Source organism: Candidatus Accumulibacter sp. ACC007 (assembly GCF_907163205.1).
Lineage (GTDB): Bacteria > Pseudomonadota > Gammaproteobacteria > Burkholderiales > Rhodocyclaceae > Accumulibacter > Accumulibacter regalis.
In genome coordinates this window covers 596,630-611,746 of the sequence record NZ_CAJQUD010000001.1, presented here as the reverse complement: position 1 = coordinate 611,746, position 15,117 = coordinate 596,630, and the positions used below count along the sequence as shown (strand labels likewise).

General features: G+C 62.5%; 15 protein-coding genes and 4 tRNA genes. 10 read left to right on the top strand and 9 right to left on the bottom strand.

The window, feature by feature from the left end; translation table 11 throughout:
• The 4 genes from QZ634_RS02545 to nosZ form a co-directional block, all read right to left on the bottom strand.
• Positions 1–990: a hypothetical protein gene (locus QZ634_RS02545; RefSeq protein WP_291985294.1), complete on the bottom strand. Its 990-nt coding sequence runs from the start codon at positions 988–990 to the stop codon at positions 1–3.
• A gap of 201 nt (positions 991–1,191) precedes the next feature.
• Entirely contained in the window at positions 1,192–1,923 is a 732-nt protein-coding gene (locus tag QZ634_RS02540; protein WP_291985292.1) for a c-type cytochrome, read from the bottom strand.
• Between the two features lie 153 nt (positions 1,924–2,076).
• Entirely contained in the window at positions 2,077–2,391 is a 315-nt protein-coding gene (locus QZ634_RS02535; RefSeq protein ID WP_291985290.1) for a cytochrome c, read from the bottom strand.
• 91 nt (positions 2,392–2,482) lie between these two features.
• Positions 2,483–4,780, bottom strand: coding sequence for a Sec-dependent nitrous-oxide reductase (gene nosZ, locus QZ634_RS02530; protein ID WP_291985288.1), 2,298 nt, complete (start codon positions 4,778–4,780; stop codon positions 2,483–2,485).
• A 278-nt stretch (positions 4,781–5,058) separates the two neighbouring features.
• Between nosZ and QZ634_RS02525 the strand changes: the two genes are divergently transcribed.
• Genes QZ634_RS02525 through QZ634_RS02515 form a run of 3 tightly spaced genes read left to right on the top strand, consistent with a single transcriptional unit; the run spans position 5,059 to position 6,709 of the window.
• A complete protein-coding gene (locus QZ634_RS02525; RefSeq protein WP_291985286.1) occupies positions 5,059–5,526 on the top strand; it encodes a hypothetical protein in 468 nt (155 codons plus the stop codon).
• A 13-nt stretch (positions 5,527–5,539) separates the two neighbouring features.
• A complete protein-coding gene (locus tag QZ634_RS02520) occupies positions 5,540–6,169 on the top strand; it encodes an SCO family protein (protein WP_291985284.1) in 630 nt (209 codons plus the stop codon).
• Between the two features lie 54 nt (positions 6,170–6,223).
• Entirely contained in the window at positions 6,224–6,709 is a 486-nt protein-coding gene (locus QZ634_RS02515; protein WP_291985282.1) for a copper chaperone PCu(A)C, read from the top strand.
• Between the two features lie 132 nt (positions 6,710–6,841).
• Here the strand turns inward: QZ634_RS02515 and QZ634_RS02510 are convergent, their stop codons facing one another.
• From QZ634_RS02510 to tsaE, 4 genes are all read right to left on the bottom strand, one after another.
• Complete coding sequence (locus tag QZ634_RS02510) at positions 6,842–7,012, bottom strand: hypothetical protein (protein ID WP_291985280.1); 171 nt, start codon at positions 7,010–7,012, stop codon at positions 6,842–6,844.
• Positions 7,013–7,176: 164 nt separating this feature from the next.
• Positions 7,177–7,252 (bottom strand) — tRNA-Thr (locus tag QZ634_RS02505).
• A 129-nt stretch (positions 7,253–7,381) separates the two neighbouring features.
• Positions 7,382–8,734 (bottom strand): N-acetylmuramoyl-L-alanine amidase, encoded by a 1,353-nt coding sequence (locus QZ634_RS02500; RefSeq protein ID WP_291985278.1) that lies wholly within the window; start codon positions 8,732–8,734, stop codon positions 7,382–7,384.
• On the bottom strand, positions 8,689–9,240 hold the full coding sequence (tsaE, locus tag QZ634_RS02495; protein WP_366145351.1) for a tRNA (adenosine(37)-N6)-threonylcarbamoyltransferase complex ATPase subunit type 1 TsaE: 552 nt from the start codon (positions 9,238–9,240) through the stop codon (positions 8,689–8,691). The genes QZ634_RS02500 and tsaE overlap by 46 nt, the downstream gene beginning before the upstream one ends.
• On the opposite strand from tsaE, the gene queG reads away from it, so the two are divergent.
• On the top strand, positions 9,175–10,305 hold the full coding sequence (gene queG, locus QZ634_RS02490) for a tRNA epoxyqueuosine(34) reductase QueG (protein WP_291987961.1): 1,131 nt from the start codon (positions 9,175–9,177) through the stop codon (positions 10,303–10,305). The two genes, tsaE and queG, sit on opposite strands and share 66 nt — an antisense overlap.
• Positions 10,306–10,381: 76 nt before the next feature.
• Here queG and QZ634_RS02485 read toward each other — a convergent pair whose 3' ends face one another.
• The gene (locus QZ634_RS02485) at positions 10,382–12,022 is read right to left on the bottom strand and encodes an electron transfer flavoprotein-ubiquinone oxidoreductase (RefSeq protein WP_043570195.1); all 1,641 of its coding nucleotides are present in this window, start codon (positions 12,020–12,022) and stop codon (positions 10,382–10,384) included.
• Positions 12,023–12,278: 256 nt separating this feature from the next.
• Between QZ634_RS02485 and QZ634_RS02480 the strand changes: the two genes are divergently transcribed.
• The 6 genes from QZ634_RS02480 to pcaF all read left to right on the top strand — a co-directional run bounded on the left by QZ634_RS02480 (position 12,279) and on the right by pcaF (position 15,074).
• Positions 12,279–12,355 (top strand) — tRNA-Pro (locus tag QZ634_RS02480).
• 69 nt (positions 12,356–12,424) lie between these two features.
• A tRNA-Arg gene (locus QZ634_RS02475) sits at positions 12,425–12,501 on the top strand.
• Positions 12,502–12,509: 8 nt separating this feature from the next.
• A tRNA-His gene (locus QZ634_RS02470) sits at positions 12,510–12,585 on the top strand.
• Positions 12,586–12,624: 39 nt separating this feature from the next.
• Positions 12,625–13,257: a phenylacetic acid degradation protein PaaY gene (gene paaY / locus QZ634_RS02465; RefSeq protein ID WP_291985274.1), complete on the top strand. Its 633-nt coding sequence runs from the start codon at positions 12,625–12,627 to the stop codon at positions 13,255–13,257.
• Between the two features lie 46 nt (positions 13,258–13,303).
• Entirely contained in the window at positions 13,304–13,705 is a 402-nt protein-coding gene (locus QZ634_RS02460; RefSeq protein ID WP_291985272.1) for a hypothetical protein, read from the top strand.
• 163 nt (positions 13,706–13,868) lie between these two features.
• Positions 13,869–15,074 carry a 3-oxoadipyl-CoA thiolase gene (pcaF, locus tag QZ634_RS02455; protein ID WP_291985271.1) on the top strand — a complete coding sequence of 402 codons (1,206 nt, stop codon included), beginning with the start codon at positions 13,869–13,871 and terminating at the stop codon, positions 15,072–15,074.
• Positions 15,075–15,117: the final 43 nt, after the last annotated feature.

The window sequence follows — 15,117 nt, the reverse complement described above, 5'->3', positions numbered from 1 at the left end:
CTACTCCGCAGACCCCTCGCGCATCTGCTTGCGCCGGATCAGCAGGGCGAGCAAGAGGCAGACCATGACGCCCAGCAGCAGCCCGTAGCCCCAGTACGGATACGAGTAGGTCGAGAACTGCGCGACCTTGCCTTCGCCGAAGACGGTCGGCATGAAGGGCTTGACCGTGAAAGCTCCCCAGGGATGCATGTTGTGGCCGAAGAACCACAGCCAGCCGGCGTAGGTGATGACAAAGAAGACCGGCAACAGCGCCGGAATCAACGCCAGCAGCAGCGAAAAACTGGGCAGGCGAGCGACGCCGGCGAGGACCACCAGCATCGCCAGCAGGGTGCCGGCGATCACCACATGCGTGATGGTGGTCACGTTTTCGCCCCATCCCTGGATCTTCTCGGGCTCGTTGAAGAAAGTCGCCGTTTCGCTGACGTAGTGCGCGACGTGCGCTTCCAGACCGCCGAGTACATACTGGTCGACAATGATCCAGCCGGCGACCGCAGCAAAGCCGGCAGCGAGCACCAGCAAGCGCGGCTTGCGGCGGGGCACCATGAAGCCCACGAGCATCACCGTGAAGAAGGCGAAGAAGAACTTGGCCAGCGGCTTCTCGACCGGCGCGCCGGTGGCGATCGGGAACATCCCCACATAGTGGTTGATGGTGTTCATCTCGTGTACGCAGTCGAGACCTTCAGCGCCCTTGTTGACGTCCTTGTTCTTGTCGGTGATCGGGTTGTAGCGCTCGTCGTCGTGCGCAAGCTCTTTCTGGATGATCTCGCTATCCATACGCGTCCCCTTGCCCGCCGCCTTGCAGCCGTTGTAGACGCCGTCGAAGTGGAAATGGATGCGAATGCCGTCGGGGAAGGCGTCGGGTGGATAGTTCGGTGCGGTCAGGGAGACCCACCAGATCGGGGCAAAGAAAGCGGCGATCATCAACGCCGTGGCCAGCGCGGTAAGCGCGGCGACGACGAAATTCTGCTTGCTGGGTGCTGCGGCTGACATTGTTCAATCCTCGTTCATAGCGCTTGTGCCGTACGCTACCGGCGACGCCGGTGTCGATCCCTGCCGTGCAGCGGCGGCCTGCAGAATATTATTCATTACTTATACTTTCCTGGAAGCAAAGCCCGCCGCAGGACCTGCGGACGGGCTTTGGCAGCGACAGAACGCGCTCCTTACTGCTTGGCGAAGCAGCCTGCTTGCTACTTACTTCTTGGCCGCGGTCTTCGGCTTGCACATATTGCCCGGCATGACCAAGCTGGACTGATAGGCCGAAATGGCGACCAGTTGCTTGTCGTCATACTTCTTGATGACCTTGACCATGTCCGGGTTAGCGTTGCGGCGGTGACCGTCGCGGATTTCGGTCATCTGGCGCAGCAGGTACTTGTAGTGCTGGCCGGCGATCACCGGGTAAAACTTGTCCTTGACACCCTCACCGTTCGCACCGTGACACTCCTTGCATTCCTTCTCGTAAAGGCCCTTGCCGGTGGCCAGCTGTGCTGCAGCATCCGGACCCTCGTACTTGCCGTGCTCGGTCGGGATGCACAGCGATTCGATGTACACCGACACGTCAGCCAGTTCCTGCGGATCGATCAGTGTCGCGGCAAAGGGGTACATCGTCGGGTTGTCGCGCAGACCGGCACGGATGTCGGCCATCTGCTTGATCAGCACGGTGGTGTGCTGACCGGCCAGCTGCGGGAAGGTGCCGTCGGGACGACCGGCGCCGGACGGCAGGTGGCAGGCGCCGCAGACCTCGTAGCCCTCCTCTCCGCGCGTCTTGTCGCCCTTGAGCTTCAAGGCCTCCATTTTCTCGCCCTCCTGGGCGTTCCACTTGTAGGTCTTGTCCTCGATGCCGTGCGCCTTGGGTGGTGGCGGTCCGGCATGCGCAGCACCCGCCGCGATCATCGCCAGCGAAACGGCCAGAATCAGTTTCTTCATTTGCTCACTCCCTCGTATTTGAGAATCCACAGCTGCCAATCTACCAAGCAGCCATACGTTTGGCGTTGATACTAATCAAGTCACGCCTGCAACCGAAACCTGCGCCCCATCAGCGCGCGGTTCGACCCGCAGGCGTCAATGGACCGGCAGGACTCAGGGCTTGAGCTTCGAGAGATATTCGGCCAGTACCTTGATCTGCTCGTCGCTGACCAGCGGCATCACACCTTTCATCGCCGCCGAGTTGCCGTTCGCCCGCGCCCCGCTCTTGATGTCGAGCATCTGTTTTTCGAGATACTTGGCGTTCTGTCCGGCAATTTTCGGGTAGTCGGGCATCAAGGTCTTGTTGCCCGTCGGCCCGTGACACGCGCCGCAGGTCTTCTCCGCATACAGCTTGGCACCGTCATCAGCCGCCAGTACCGGCGAGGCCGCCAGCGTCGCCATCGCCACTACAGCCATCAGCTTGTTCATGGTCATTCCTTTTCGCATAAGAAAACGGGGAACAGAGTAACTCCGCTCCCCGCTGAGTTGCCTTGAGTCAGATCAACACGACTTGCCTGACCTACTTGGCCTTCTTGGCACCGTTCTGCTCAAGATAGGTCTTGGCACGCAGGCCGAGATCGGCCGCCTTGACCTGGTACTGCCAGATTTGCTCGGTCCACAGCGTAGCGTTGTTCCAGTCCTTCTTGCCAGCAGCGTCGTCAGCCTTGGCCTTGGCATCCTTGATCTTGCCCAGCTGATCGACGGCGTCGTCCATCATCGCGACCACATCCGGGAAGTCCTTGTAATTGACACCGGTGATGTAGCCAACCACCGAGTCGATCACCGCCTGCGTATCGACAACCTTCTTCAGCTGGGCCTTGTAATCCGCCTCGCTGTAGTTGGTACCGGCAGACATCGCGGTCTTGGTCGGCTTCCAGCCTTTCGGCTTGACCAGCAGGTAACCCTGCATCTCGAGGTGCAGCGCCGAGCAAAACTCCGTGCAGTAGTACGGATAGACGCCTTCCTTGTCAGCCTTGAACTTGACCTGCACGGTCTTGCCCGGCTCGATCGAGGCATGCACGTTGTAGGTCGACACTGCAAAGCCGTGCGTTTCGTCCTGCGCGCGCTCAAGGTTGGTCAGGTTGATGATGATCTCGTCGCCAACTTCCGCCTCGATCGTTTCCGGCGTGATGTGCGAACGGATCAGCGTACCGAAGACTTCAACCTTGTTGCCGGTGCGGACGGTTTTCTCCTCGCCTGCCCGGACGGCACCGGCATGCTTCTTGTCGGTGCGGCTGTCGGTACCGACCTTGTAACGGACGCCAGGCTTCAGCTTGCTCGCTTCGATGGCCACCACGTAATGCGGCTCGCCCAGCGGCAGAGGCATGTCGTAGAGCAGCTGCATCTTGTCATCGCTGATGTCGATCAACTGGTGGTTCTGCGGATGCAGCGGACCGACGGGAGCAAAACGGTCGATCGACAGCTTGTTCAGCGCCACCAGGTAGCGGCCCTTGGGATCCATGGAATCGCCTTCCATGGTCATCAGGTGACCAATGTTGTAGTGCACGCTGATCTTGTCGAGCACCTTGCCTTCGCAGTAGTTCCACTTGGCGACTTGCGAGTCAACGTACAGCGAGGTGTAGGCCACGCAGGGCTTGGAGTCGTACTGCGTATGCAGCGGGCCAAGGCCGAGCTGGACCTGCGTATGCAGCGCGTCCTGCATGTTGATCACCGGCAGACCGTAGGGATCTTTCGATTCGAACTTTCCGGCCTTGATCGCGGCCATGATCTTCTCGAAGGAGTAGACCGAAACGTGCGTGTCGAGCTTGCCGGAAACGGTGATCAGCTTGCCGTCCGGAGTGACGTCAACGCCGTGCGGCGATTTCGGCTCCGGAACCAGGAAGACAATGCCTTCCTTGACCGAAACATCCAGCGGCAGGACATTGTGGCCGTTGATCTTCTTGGCCTTTCCGGCAGCCACCAGCTCGGCGGCTTTCTTCCAGTTGATCACGTGCATGTAGTCGGTGTCTTTGGCCGAGCAACCCGCTTCATAGGGAGGGCGACCCTTTTCGATACCACCAACGTAACGCTCTGTACAGAAGGAGTTGGTGAACGACCAGCCGTCGGACGGCCCCTTGCCGGCATCCGACAGGTCCTGGCTGTACGGCGGTAACTCGATCGAGAACGACTGCGCCGGATCGATGCGCCCTTCCTTGCGATCGAACTTCCAGTAAGTGACGCCGCCACGGTATTTCTCGTTGAACTCTTCGAGCGGCTCGAACTTCTTGTTCGCCAGCGGCGTCGCATACTGCGCAGCCTCGATCACGTACTCGGTGTTGGGCGTGACGAAAGCGCCGCCATGCTCGGACTTGTAGATCGGGTTGACGACGATCTGCTTGGTTTCGAAATCGCGCAGGTCGATCACCGCCAGGCGTGGGTTGGCCTTGTCGTTGATGAACAGGAACTGGCCATCGTACTGACCCTGGGTCTCCGACATCGCCGGGTGGTGCGTGTCACCCCAGGTAATGTCCTTGCCGTCGATCTTGCCTTGGGCGAGAACCGCCTTCGAGCTTTCGTCAAAGCCGTAGCCCTGCCAGGGTTCCGGCGTGAACACGCCGATGTACTTGAGGATGCGCATCGACGGCACACCATAGACGATGACCTGTCCCGACTGGCCACCGGACGAGAAAGCGATGAATTCGTCGCGCTTTCCGGTCGGCACATAGGTCTTGGCGGCGGCGAGCAGGTCCTGCTGCGACAGGCTCCGACGCTTCATCACATCCTGTAGTGATTCGGCAGCGTAGGTGCTGCCGGAAGCTACGAAGCCGAGCCCTGCTGCGAGCAGCATCGACGCGACTTGCTTCGTGCGAAATTCCATTCTTTCTCTCCCTTTGGGCAATTGCGGTTTAGCTTTCCCGTCCGTATTGCCCGGCGCCATGGCGCCACTGCGGCAATATGTCGCACATTGTGCGGACAAGCGCTGCGCGATAATTTGAGGTGCATCAATTTTCGCCGCGCCTCGCCTTTGCACAATCACCGGTCTGCCATGTCGTTGCCGTACGCACTCGCGCGGGCGCCCAGCCCTTGCTACCCCGGAGACCGCGGCACCTACCTGATCGACCTGCAACAAGCAGCCACTGAGCCGACACTTCCCAGATGACCAAGAACCTGCTGCTCGACGCCGCGATCCTGCTCGGCCTGGCGATCCTCGGCGTCATTGGCTACAAGCTGGCGCCGCTGCTCAGCCCGAAGGCCGATATCGCGCTAGCGCTATCGAGCTGCGATCTGAACCAGCGGTCGTGCACGGCCGACTTGCCTGACGGCGGCCAACTCGAGTTCTCCATCGAACCACGGCCTGTCCCATCACTGAAGCCCCTGCAATTGCGGGCGACTGTCAGCGGCACTGAAGTGCGCAGGATCGAGGTCGATTTCGCCGGCAGCGAAATGAAAATGGGCTATAACCGGCCGCAGCTGGTGAGCGAGCCGGGCGACAAGCAGCGCTTTTCTGGGCAGGCCAGTCTGCCGGTATGCATCACCGGGAGCATGCAATGGGATGTGACGGTACTGGTCGATACCGGCAAGGCGCTGGTTGCCGTGCCATTCCGCCTCCAGACGAGCAACTGATGCGGGCGCGCGCATGAGAAGCCGCCTGCCGTTGATCGCCCTGATTGTCGTGCTGAGCGCGACGCTGGTTTTCGTGACCGCCTTCTGGGATCCGCCGTCGCCGGCGACCGTCATGGCTGTTCAGGATGCGCGCCTGGCAGCAGCGACGCCAGCGGGAGGCGACTTCATGCTGCAGGGGCCGCAAGGACCGGTCGCACTTGCCGACTATCGCGGCAAGGTCGTCCTGCTCTACTTCGGCTATACCTACTGCCCCGACGTCTGCCCGACCGCGCTGGCGCTGATCGCCCAGGCGCTGTCCGGATTGGAAGCCAGCGAGCAGCCGCAGGTGCAAGCCCTGTTCATCTCGGTGGACCCGCAACGCGATAGCGCTGACCGCCTGCAGGAGTACGCACCCTACTTTCACCCGAAGCTGATCGGCCTGAGCGGTACGCAGGACGAGATTGCCAGCGTCGCCGCGCGCTATGGTGCCCGCTACGAAGCGCAGTCGCCGAATGACCAGGGGCAATACAGCGTCGACCACTCGTCCGCAACCTACCTGATCGACACTCAGGGGAAACTCGCACTGACCCTGCCCCACGCCTCGACGCCGGCACAGATCCTCGCCGCCATCCGCCAACACCTGCCGCCGGTGGCGGCCAAATGAAGGCGGCCAAAGCCCCTCGATCACTGACTTGTACTGACAGGAGAAATCCCCGCCATGCGTTTGCAGCCTACCCTATTCGTCCTTGCGGCAGCGATTACGCCCCCCTTGCCGGCCCTGGCCAGCGAAACCGACCTGACCATCGTCGACGCCTACGTGCGCATGGTGCCGCCGGGAACGCCCAACACCGCCGCTTTCATGACCATCGTCAATAACGGCACCAGCGACCGCAAGCTAATCAAGGCAGAAAGCCCGCTGGCCAGCAGGGGCGAGTTGCATACGCACCTTAACGACCAGGGCATGCTGCGCATGCGCCAGGTCGCGGAGATCGAGATCAAGGCTGCGGCGCAGACCGAACTCAAGCCCGGCGGCTACCACGTCATGCTGCTCGACCTTCAGCAGCCACTGCGCGAGGGCGAAACCGTGCCCCTCACCCTGCGCTTCGACGACAACAGCACAAAGCTGCTTGACGCACCGGTAAAAAAACCGCAAACGGTCATGAAAGCCGAGAACCCGCCCGAGCACGGCGCGATGAAGCACTGAGCGAGGGAGCAGCTGCGCCGGCCGCCGTCGTTCGCGCCAACGCCCGGCGCGGGTGACGGCCCGGCACATGGGGCAGCAAATCAGGCCAGCGCGTACTGCTGCCGCAGAAGGGCACCACGGGCCGTTCCGCGGCTAACGCCGCGTGCCGTAGATTCGGGACTTCCTGCGCCAGCAGGCCGGTTTCTGCAAAGCAGCGACATCCACCCGCGGTGTCGCAAAGATCTCCTGCGCAACAGCCCAGCGATGCGTCTCCGCCTGATAGACACCGGCGATCTGCTCAAACAATTTCTGAATGCGATTCATGGTCAGTCCCTCCTCCGTCGAGTCCAATCGAAACCCACTGCAACGGAACAAAGAGTAACCGCAAACTGTACGTATGTACAGTTGTTTTTGACAAAAGGCGGCTCGCAGCATCGCCACAACGCAAAAAGCCCGACCTTGTGAGTCGGGCTAAGCGTTTGATTTACTGGTGCCGCTGGACGGAATCGAACTGTCGACCTTCGCATTACGAATGCGCTGCTCTACCGACTGAGCTACAGCGGCACGGTGATCCTTGAAGCACGTGCAGGGTCGGCATTCTAGCAGCGCCGACGGATATTTGGAACCTCTATTTAGCGCTGCGCAGACCCCCCTGGCCGGTCAACTCGCGCACTGCCGAGAGGAGAGGTCAGACTAATCAAGTCGAGCCAGCGTTGACTTGGCCAGCGGCGGATTCATGGCCAGGTATTTCTTGATTCCCGAGAAAATTGCCTCGGCGAGCTTATCCTGGTAGGCGTCGTCGTTGAGGCGCTTTTCCTCCTCCGGATTCGAGATGAAGGCGGTTTCGATGAGGATCGACGGAATGTCGGGCGCCTTGAGAACGGCGAAACCAGCCTGCTCGACGCTTGCCTTGTGCAAGCGGTTGATACCGCCAATCTCCCCGAGGACCGCCTTGCCGAGCTTGAGGCTATCGCTGATTGTCGCTGTCTGTGACAGATCAAGCAGCGTACGCGCCAGGACCGGATCCTTGGTATCGATATTGACGCCGCCAATCAGGTCGGAAGCGTTTTCCTTTTGTGCCAGATAACGCGCCGCCGAACTCGACGCCCCGCTTTCGGAAAGAACGAACACCGACGACCCATTGGCGTCCGGCCTGACAAAGGCGTCGGCATGGATCGAAACGAAGAGATCGGACTGGATGCGACGCGCCTTCCGCACGCGATCGCCCAAGGGGACGAAGAAGTCGGACTCGCGGGTGAGGACGGCGCGCATGTTGGGGTGGGCCGCGATCTTCGCCCGCAAGCGCTTGGCCACTGCCAGCGTGACGTGCTTCTCGTAGCTGCCACCGCGCCCGATGGCGCCAGGATCCTCGCCACCGTGGCCCGGATCGAGGGTGATCGTCACCAGGCGATCGATAACCGGCCGGCCACGACTCTTGCTCGCCGGCCGGGGCTCGGCGAGCTGGGGCGAGTTCGCGTCTGCCTTGGCCTCGGCGATCGCGTCGGCACGCGTCTCGGCGGTGATCCCGGACCGGTTCTCGACCGGCGCCTGCCAATCCTTGCTGTCGAGAAGCGAAAGCAAGGGGTCTGGCGGCGTCGAAGGATAGACGTCAAGGACCAGGCGATGCCCGTAGTCGCCCACCGGAGCCAGTTCGAAAACCTGCGGTGCAACCTCTGTCTTGAGTTCCATCACCAGGCGAACAACTCCCGGCTTGTAACGCCCGGCGCGCACCAGCTTGATGTTGGGATCGTCCGGCAGCACTTTCCTGGAAAGGCTCTCCAGCACGCTGGTCAACTCGATACCTTCCAGGTCCACGACCAGGCGGTCTGGATTCTTCACCGTGAAATGGGTGTACTTCAATGGCGCGCTGAGCTCGATCGTCACGCGCGTATATTCTGGTGCCGGCCAGATGCGAACGGCAAGAACGCCTGGACTTCTGTTGGCGGAAGCTCGCGATACGGGGCTGACTGTCAGAAACAGCGAAGCACCGGCAAACTTGATCAGTCGCCGGCGTCCTGCCAACCGCTCTTCAGCGCTTTCAGACATTTTTGTCCCTCCTCGGTATTCGCAACGACATCCAGCGTCCGACCGTTCGTGCAAATATGGAAGACAAGGACGAGGTCGGCCGCAGGCACCTGGCCTGCAGCCTTGTCCGGCCACTCGACCAAGCACACGGCATCGTCACGGAAATACTCGCCAAGCCCTGCATCCACGAACTCTTCTGGAAATTTGAACCGATAGAAATCAAAGTGATACCAGTATATCCTCGAAATCACATAAATTTCAACCAGTGTATACGTAGGGCTTTTGACGGGACCGACATGGCCGAGCAAGTGCAGCATGGCGCGGACCAGCGAAGTTTTCCCGGCGCCAAGGTCGCCGTCGAGCCAGACGACCATCCCCGGCGACAGCAGGGGCGCCAGTCGGCGGCCAAGGCTGGCGGTCGCCGCATCGTCTGGAAGATGCAGGCTGAGAGCCGACTGGTTATCATCGCTGCTATGCAAGAAGGGAACTCCCAAACAGGCGCCGACGGCGGCGTCGCCGACCAGCACGCTACTTACGCCAAAGTGGCGCGAAAAATCAAGGACTTGGGTCAGGAACTCGGCTTTGCCTCGATCGGCATTGCCAGGGCCGATGTGGCAGCGGCGGCGCCGTGGCTGATGCGCTGGCTTGCGCTGGGCCGGCACGGCGAAATGGATTATATGGCTAAACATGCGGCCCTGCGTGCGACGCCGCAGCTCCTGCTGCCGGGCGCGCTGTCGGTCATTTCGGTACGGCTGCCTTACTGGCCCGCCGCTGTCGACGGACAAGCGGTGCTCGACGATGGGCAGCTGGCCTATGTCTCGCGCTACGCACTCGGCCGGGACTACCACAAGACCGTCCGGCAGCGGCTGCAGAAACTTGCCGACTTCCTGCGTCAGGAAGTTGCCTCCCTGGAATTGGCAGAGCCCTTTGCCTGCCGCGTGTTTTCCGATTCGGCGCCGGTCATGGAAACCGACTTCGCCCGTCAGGCGGGCATCGCCTGGCGCGGCAAGCATACGCTGTCGCTGACACGCGACGGTTCCTGGCACTTCCTCGGCGAGATCTACAGCACCCTGCCGCTACCCGCCGACGCGCCGATTGCCGACCATTGCGGCCACTGCCGTCGCTGCATCGACGCCTGCCCGACCGCGGCCATCGTTGCCCCCTACGAAGTGGATGCACGCCTGTGCATTTCGTATCTGACGATAGAGTTGCACGGCGCCATTCCGGTCGTCCTGCGACCGCTGATCGGCAACCGCATCTACGGCTGCGACGACTGCCAACTGTGCTGCCCGTGGAACCGTTTCGCCCGCATCGGCGACCCCGACTTCGCCGTGCGCAACGGTCTCGATGCGACGCCCTTGACCACGCTTTTTGCGTGGAGCGAGGAGGACTTCAACGCCCGCCTCGCCGGCAGCCCGATTCGCCGCATCGGGCACCTGCGCTGGCTGCGCAATATCGCTGTCGCCCTCGGCAATGCACCCAGCGCGCCAGCGATCGTCGCGGCGCTGTCCTCGCGCCAGGATGACCCCTCGCCGATGCTGCGTGAGCACGTGGCCTGGGCGCTTGCCCGGCATCGCGCATCGACCGGCTGACAGTCAGCGGGCGGCAGCCTCGCGGACTACCCCTGGGCAGGGCCAGAAGCGGCGCACCTGCCCGGGCGCCAAGTGCTCACATGTTCGGATAGTTCGGCCCGCCGCCTCCTTCGGGCGCCACCCAGCGGATGTTCTGCGTCGGATCCTTGATATCGCAGGTCTTGCAGTGGACGCAGTTCGACGCATTGATCTGCAGACGCGGGCCGGCTGCCTCTTCGACGATTTCGTAGACACCCGCCGGGCAATAGCGCTGCTCGGGCGAAGCGTATTCCTTGAAGTTGACGGCAATCGCCTTGCTGCTGTCGAGCAACTGCAGATGGACCGGTTGCTCCTCCTCGTGCGCCGTATTGGAAATGAATACCGACGACAGGCGATCGAAACTCAGGACGCCGTCGGGCCGCGCGTACTCGATCGGCTGATGGCTGGCAGCGGGCTGCAATTGTTCGTGGTCACTCGTCTCGTCCTTTAGGGTGAAGAACATGCGGCCACCGAATAGATTCTGCTCAACCCAGTTGAAGGCGCCACCCAGGAAAGTACCGAACTTGTGCAAGGCCGGCCCGAAATTGCGCGCCTGGTGGAGTTCGGCATACAGCCAGGAAGCCTTGAAGTTCTCCTCGTACGCGAGCAGATCGCTGTGCCCTTGATCGCCCCCCTGCAACGCAGTGTGAACTGTTTCGGCGGCAAGCATCGCCGATTTCATGGCCGTATGAATGCCCTTGATCTTGGCAAAATTCAGCGTACCGGCGTCACAGCCGATCAATAGTCCGCCCGGAAAAGTCTGCTTTGGCAGGCTGTTGAGGCCACCCTTGGTAATCGCTCGCGCGCCGTAGCACAGGCGTTTGCCCCCTTCCAGATACTTTCTGATCTGGGCCTGCGACTTGAAACGCTGAAATTCCTCGAACGGCGAGAGATAGGGATTGGCGTAGTTGAGGTCGGCGATCAGCCCGACGGCGACCTGATTGTCGGCCATGTGGTAGAGGAAGGAACCACCGGTGGCGCCGTGCTCGCTGAGCGGCCAGCCCGCACCATGAACGACCAGGCCCGCCTGGTGTTTCGCCGGCTCGATCTGCCACAGTTCCTTGATGCCGAGGCCGTAGTGTTGGGCGGTGGCACCGGCCGCAAGATCGTATCTGGCAATCAATTCCTTGCCCAGCTGTCCGCGCGCGCCTTCGGCAAGAAGCGTGTACTTGGCGTGCAACTCGAGGCCCGGCTGAAAACCTTCCTTCGGCTCGCCGTTCTTGTCGCGTCCGAGATCGCCGGTGGCCACGCCTTTTACCGAGGCGTCGTCGTGATAGAGGAGCTCGGCGGCTGCGAAGCCGGGAAAGATCTCGACCCCCAGCGCTTCCGCCTGTTCGGCCAGCCAGCGGCACAGGCTACCCAGGCTGATGATGTAGTTGCCGGCGTTGTGCATCGGTGCCGGGACGGCGAAAGCGGGCAGTTTGACCGCCGCCGTTTCGCTGCGATACAGATAGACCTGATCCTCGCTGACCGGGGTCTGCAGCGGCGCACCCATGGCCTGCCAGTCGGGAAGCAGTTCGTCGAGCGCGCGGCTCTCGAAGAGCGCGCCGGAGAGGATGTGCGCACCCACCTCCGAGCCCTTCTCCAGCACCATGACCGACAGCTCGGAATCGAGCTGCTTGAGGCGAATCGCCGCACTCAAGCCTGCCGGCCCCGCGCCGACGATCACTACGTCATACTCCATCGCTTCACGTTCCATTGCCGCTCCCCAAGGTTTCTCAGTTTTCGTAGGTACCGACCGTCGGCACGACGATCAAGGAATCGTTCTTTCCGCGCCCGCTGCCGCCGTCGCTTGACGCACTCTCAGCGATATACCGCAGGCGGAAAGCGCGGTCAAGGTCGGCGCACTGCATGGAAGCGCACAAAGCCAAACGTCCTGGCGATTTCCAGGTCATCAAATTCATGCCGGACGTCATTGACCCCCGTGATGCCAGCTTGTAGAATGCGCGCTTCCTCGGGGCGTAGCGCAGCCTGGTAGCGCATCTGCTTTGGGAGCAGAGGGTCGTGAGTTCGAATCCCACCGCCCCGACCAGTGGCACCAGCATCAATAAGCGGTACAGGCGGTACTCGCGGGAAATCCTCTCAAGGAAGCCTCGCACTTGCGCCCGTAGCTCAACCGGATAGAGCACCGGCCTTCTAAGCCGGGGGTCGTGAGTTCGAGTCTCGCCGGGCGCGCCAGATCAGTGGCGGTGTTAGCTCAGTTGGTAGAGCCCTGGATTGTGATTCCAGTGGTCACGGGTTCGAGTCCCGTACATCGCCCCAAGAACTCGAATGGCGCCGGCCCCTGCCTGGAGCATCCACATGAACCGCCCACGCGTTTTCGCCATCGACGGAATCATTCCTGTCGTGGATCCCAGCAGCTACGTTCATCCGTCTGCCGTTCTCATCGGCGATGTGATCGTCGGGCCCGGCTGTTACGTCGGCCCCTGTGCCAGCCTGCGCGGCGACTTCGGACGCCTGATTCTCGAGCGCGGCGTCAATGTGCAGGACACCTGCGTCATGCACGGCTTCCCCGGCAGCGATACGATCATCGAGGAGGATGGCCATATCGGCCACGGCGCCGTGCTGCACGGCTGCCGCATCGGCAGGAACGCGTTGGTCGGCATGAATGCGGTGATCATGGACAACGTGGTCGTCGGGGAGTCGTCGATCATCGCCGCGTGCGCCTTCGTCAGAGCCGGAATGGACGTTCCACCGCGCTCGCTGGTCGCCGGTGTTCCGGCCAAGGTCATGCGCCGGCTCAGCGAGCAGGAGATGGCCTGGAAAGTCGAAGGAACGCTGACCTATCAGGAACTCACCCAACGCTCGCTGGCAACGCTGGTCGAGACCGAAGCGCTGAGCGCAGTCGAGCCGGACCGCAAACGTTTCGACCTGCCCGGCGTGCAGCCACTGATCGAGTTACGCAAACATACGCCGGGCAGCGACAGGCAATAGCCACCGACCCGCCTTGCGCGCCAGGTTCCTTTCCGAAAGATGTTTCATGCCTGAGCCTGGCAGCGCGAGCGCCAATCACGACCGCGCACTCCTCCGCGCCGAACAGCCGGCGAGCGCCATCTGCAGCGGTAACGCGACCAGCAAACGGATTGACCCGCAAGGGATCAGCATTTGCCTGGCTTACTCGCGATTGACGATGTGCGTGCGACGGGATATGGTCGACGGCCATCCTACCTGTCACGATCGCTCTCTGTTCACGCTCGCCGACTCGGCCCTTGCCTACCCCTGCAATAGATCCAACCGGAAACCGGCCGCCTCGGCGTGCCCGATCGACTGCCTGAGCCTGGCGCGCGAAAGCGAAGCACGCGCAGCCGACGACGGCGCAGGCCGCTCGTCAACCGGCACCGCCGCCCCGATGACGGGCGCGGTTCAAGGAAATCTGCAATGAGGCCTCGACCTCGACGGTCGCTTCCGGCACTTCCCCCGCACTCACTACAGACGGTCGACGCCACGCCGCGCAACACGTCCGTCTGCTGTCGCCTGCGCCAACCCCCGCAGCCCCGGTCGACACCAGCGCGTACGCGCTCGACCACTTCAAGGAATCCCCGTAAATGAACGAAGCTCTTATCTGCGACGCAGTCAGGACCCCGATCGGCCGCTATGGCGGTGCGCTCTCCGGCGTGCGCGCCGATGACCTCGCTGCGCTGCCGATTCGCGCCTTGATCGACCGCAACGCCGGCGTGGACTGGTCGCTGGTCGATGACGTGATCTTTGGCTGCGCCAATCAAGCCGGCGAAGACAACCGCAACGTTGCGCGCATGGCAGGGCTGCTCGCCGGCCTGCCGGTCGAAGTCGCCGGGACGACGGTCAACCGCCTCTGCGCCTCGGGGATGGATGCGATCGGCCTGGCGGCTCGCTCGATAAAGGCCGGCGAAGCCGAGCTGATGATTGCCGGCGGCATCGAGAGCATGTCGCGGGCGCCTTTCGTGATGCCCAAGGCCGATAGCGCGTTCTCGCGCAGCGCCGCGATCCACGACACGACGCTCGGCTGGCGCTTCGTCAACCCGCTGCTCAAAAAACTCCACGACACGCACTCGATGGCGCAAACGGCCGACAACGTCGCCGCCAAATTCAGCGTTTCGCGCGCCGACCAGGATGCTTTCGCCCTGCGCTCGCAACAACGCTGGGGTGCCGCGCACGAAGCCGAGCGCTTTGCCGACGAGCTCATCCCGGTCCGCCTGGCGCAGAAGAAAGGCAGCTCGAACGTCATCAGCACCGATGAACACCCACGGCCGGACATGACCCTGTCACGACTGGCCAAGCGCGAAGGAATCAACGGTCCCGGACTCACGGTCACCGCCGGCAACTCGGCAGGCATCAACGACGGCGCCTGCGCACTGCTCATGGCCAGCGAGGAAGCCGCCCTCAAGCACGGCCTGACACCGCGCGCCCGCGTCGTGGGCATGGCCACCGCTGGCGTCGCACCGCGCATCATGGGCTATGGTCCGGCGCCCGCGATCCGCAAGCTGCTCGCCAGGACCGGACTGCGCCTGGACCAGATGGACGTCATCGAGATCAACGAAGCCTTTGCCGCGCAATGCATCGCTGTGCTGCGCGACCTGTCGATCCCGACCAACGCCGCGCACGTCAACCCGAACGGCGGCGCGATTGCCATCGGCCATCCGCTCGGCATGACCGGCGCCCGCCTGGTGGCCACCGCCACCTGGGAACTCCGCCGCCGCTCCGGCCGCTACGCGCTGTGCGCCCTGTGCGTCGGCGTCGGCCAGGGCGTGGCGATGATCATCGAGCGCGTCTGAGCCGACTCTCGGCCGGAAGCCCGCCGTGCTACCGCCAGCCGCT

What these genes read in the sequence shown, in the direction of transcription:
- QZ634_RS02510 (WP_291985280.1), bottom strand. Translation starts at nt 7,012, where the DNA reads ATGAATCGCATTCAGAAATTGTTTGAGCAGATCGCCGGTGTCTATCAG.
- QZ634_RS02515 (WP_291985282.1), top strand. Translation starts at nt 6,224, where the DNA reads ATGCGTTTGCAGCCTACCCTATTCGTCCTTGCGGCAGCGATTACGCCC.
- paaY (WP_291985274.1), top strand. Translation starts at nt 12,625, where the DNA reads ATGAACCGCCCACGCGTTTTCGCCATCGACGGAATCATTCCTGTCGTG.
- nosZ (WP_291985288.1), bottom strand. Translation starts at nt 4,780, where the DNA reads ATGGAATTTCGCACGAAGCAAGTCGCGTCGATGCTGCTCGCAGCAGGG.
- pcaF (WP_291985271.1), top strand. Translation starts at nt 13,869, where the DNA reads ATGAACGAAGCTCTTATCTGCGACGCAGTCAGGACCCCGATCGGCCGC.
- QZ634_RS02460 (WP_291985272.1), top strand. Translation starts at nt 13,304, where the DNA reads ATGCCTGAGCCTGGCAGCGCGAGCGCCAATCACGACCGCGCACTCCTC.
- QZ634_RS02540 (WP_291985292.1), bottom strand. Translation starts at nt 1,923, where the DNA reads ATGAAGAAACTGATTCTGGCCGTTTCGCTGGCGATGATCGCGGCGGGT.
- QZ634_RS02545 (WP_291985294.1), bottom strand. Translation starts at nt 990, where the DNA reads ATGTCAGCCGCAGCACCCAGCAAGCAGAATTTCGTCGTCGCCGCGCTT.
- QZ634_RS02525 (WP_291985286.1), top strand. Translation starts at nt 5,059, where the DNA reads ATGACCAAGAACCTGCTGCTCGACGCCGCGATCCTGCTCGGCCTGGCG.
- QZ634_RS02485 (WP_043570195.1), bottom strand. Translation starts at nt 12,022, where the DNA reads ATGGAACGTGAAGCGATGGAGTATGACGTAGTGATCGTCGGCGCGGGG.
- QZ634_RS02500 (WP_291985278.1), bottom strand. Translation starts at nt 8,734, where the DNA reads ATGTCTGAAAGCGCTGAAGAGCGGTTGGCAGGACGCCGGCGACTGATC.
- QZ634_RS02520 (WP_291985284.1), top strand. Translation starts at nt 5,540, where the DNA reads ATGAGAAGCCGCCTGCCGTTGATCGCCCTGATTGTCGTGCTGAGCGCG.
- QZ634_RS02535 (WP_291985290.1), bottom strand. Translation starts at nt 2,391, where the DNA reads ATGAACAAGCTGATGGCTGTAGTGGCGATGGCGACGCTGGCGGCCTCG.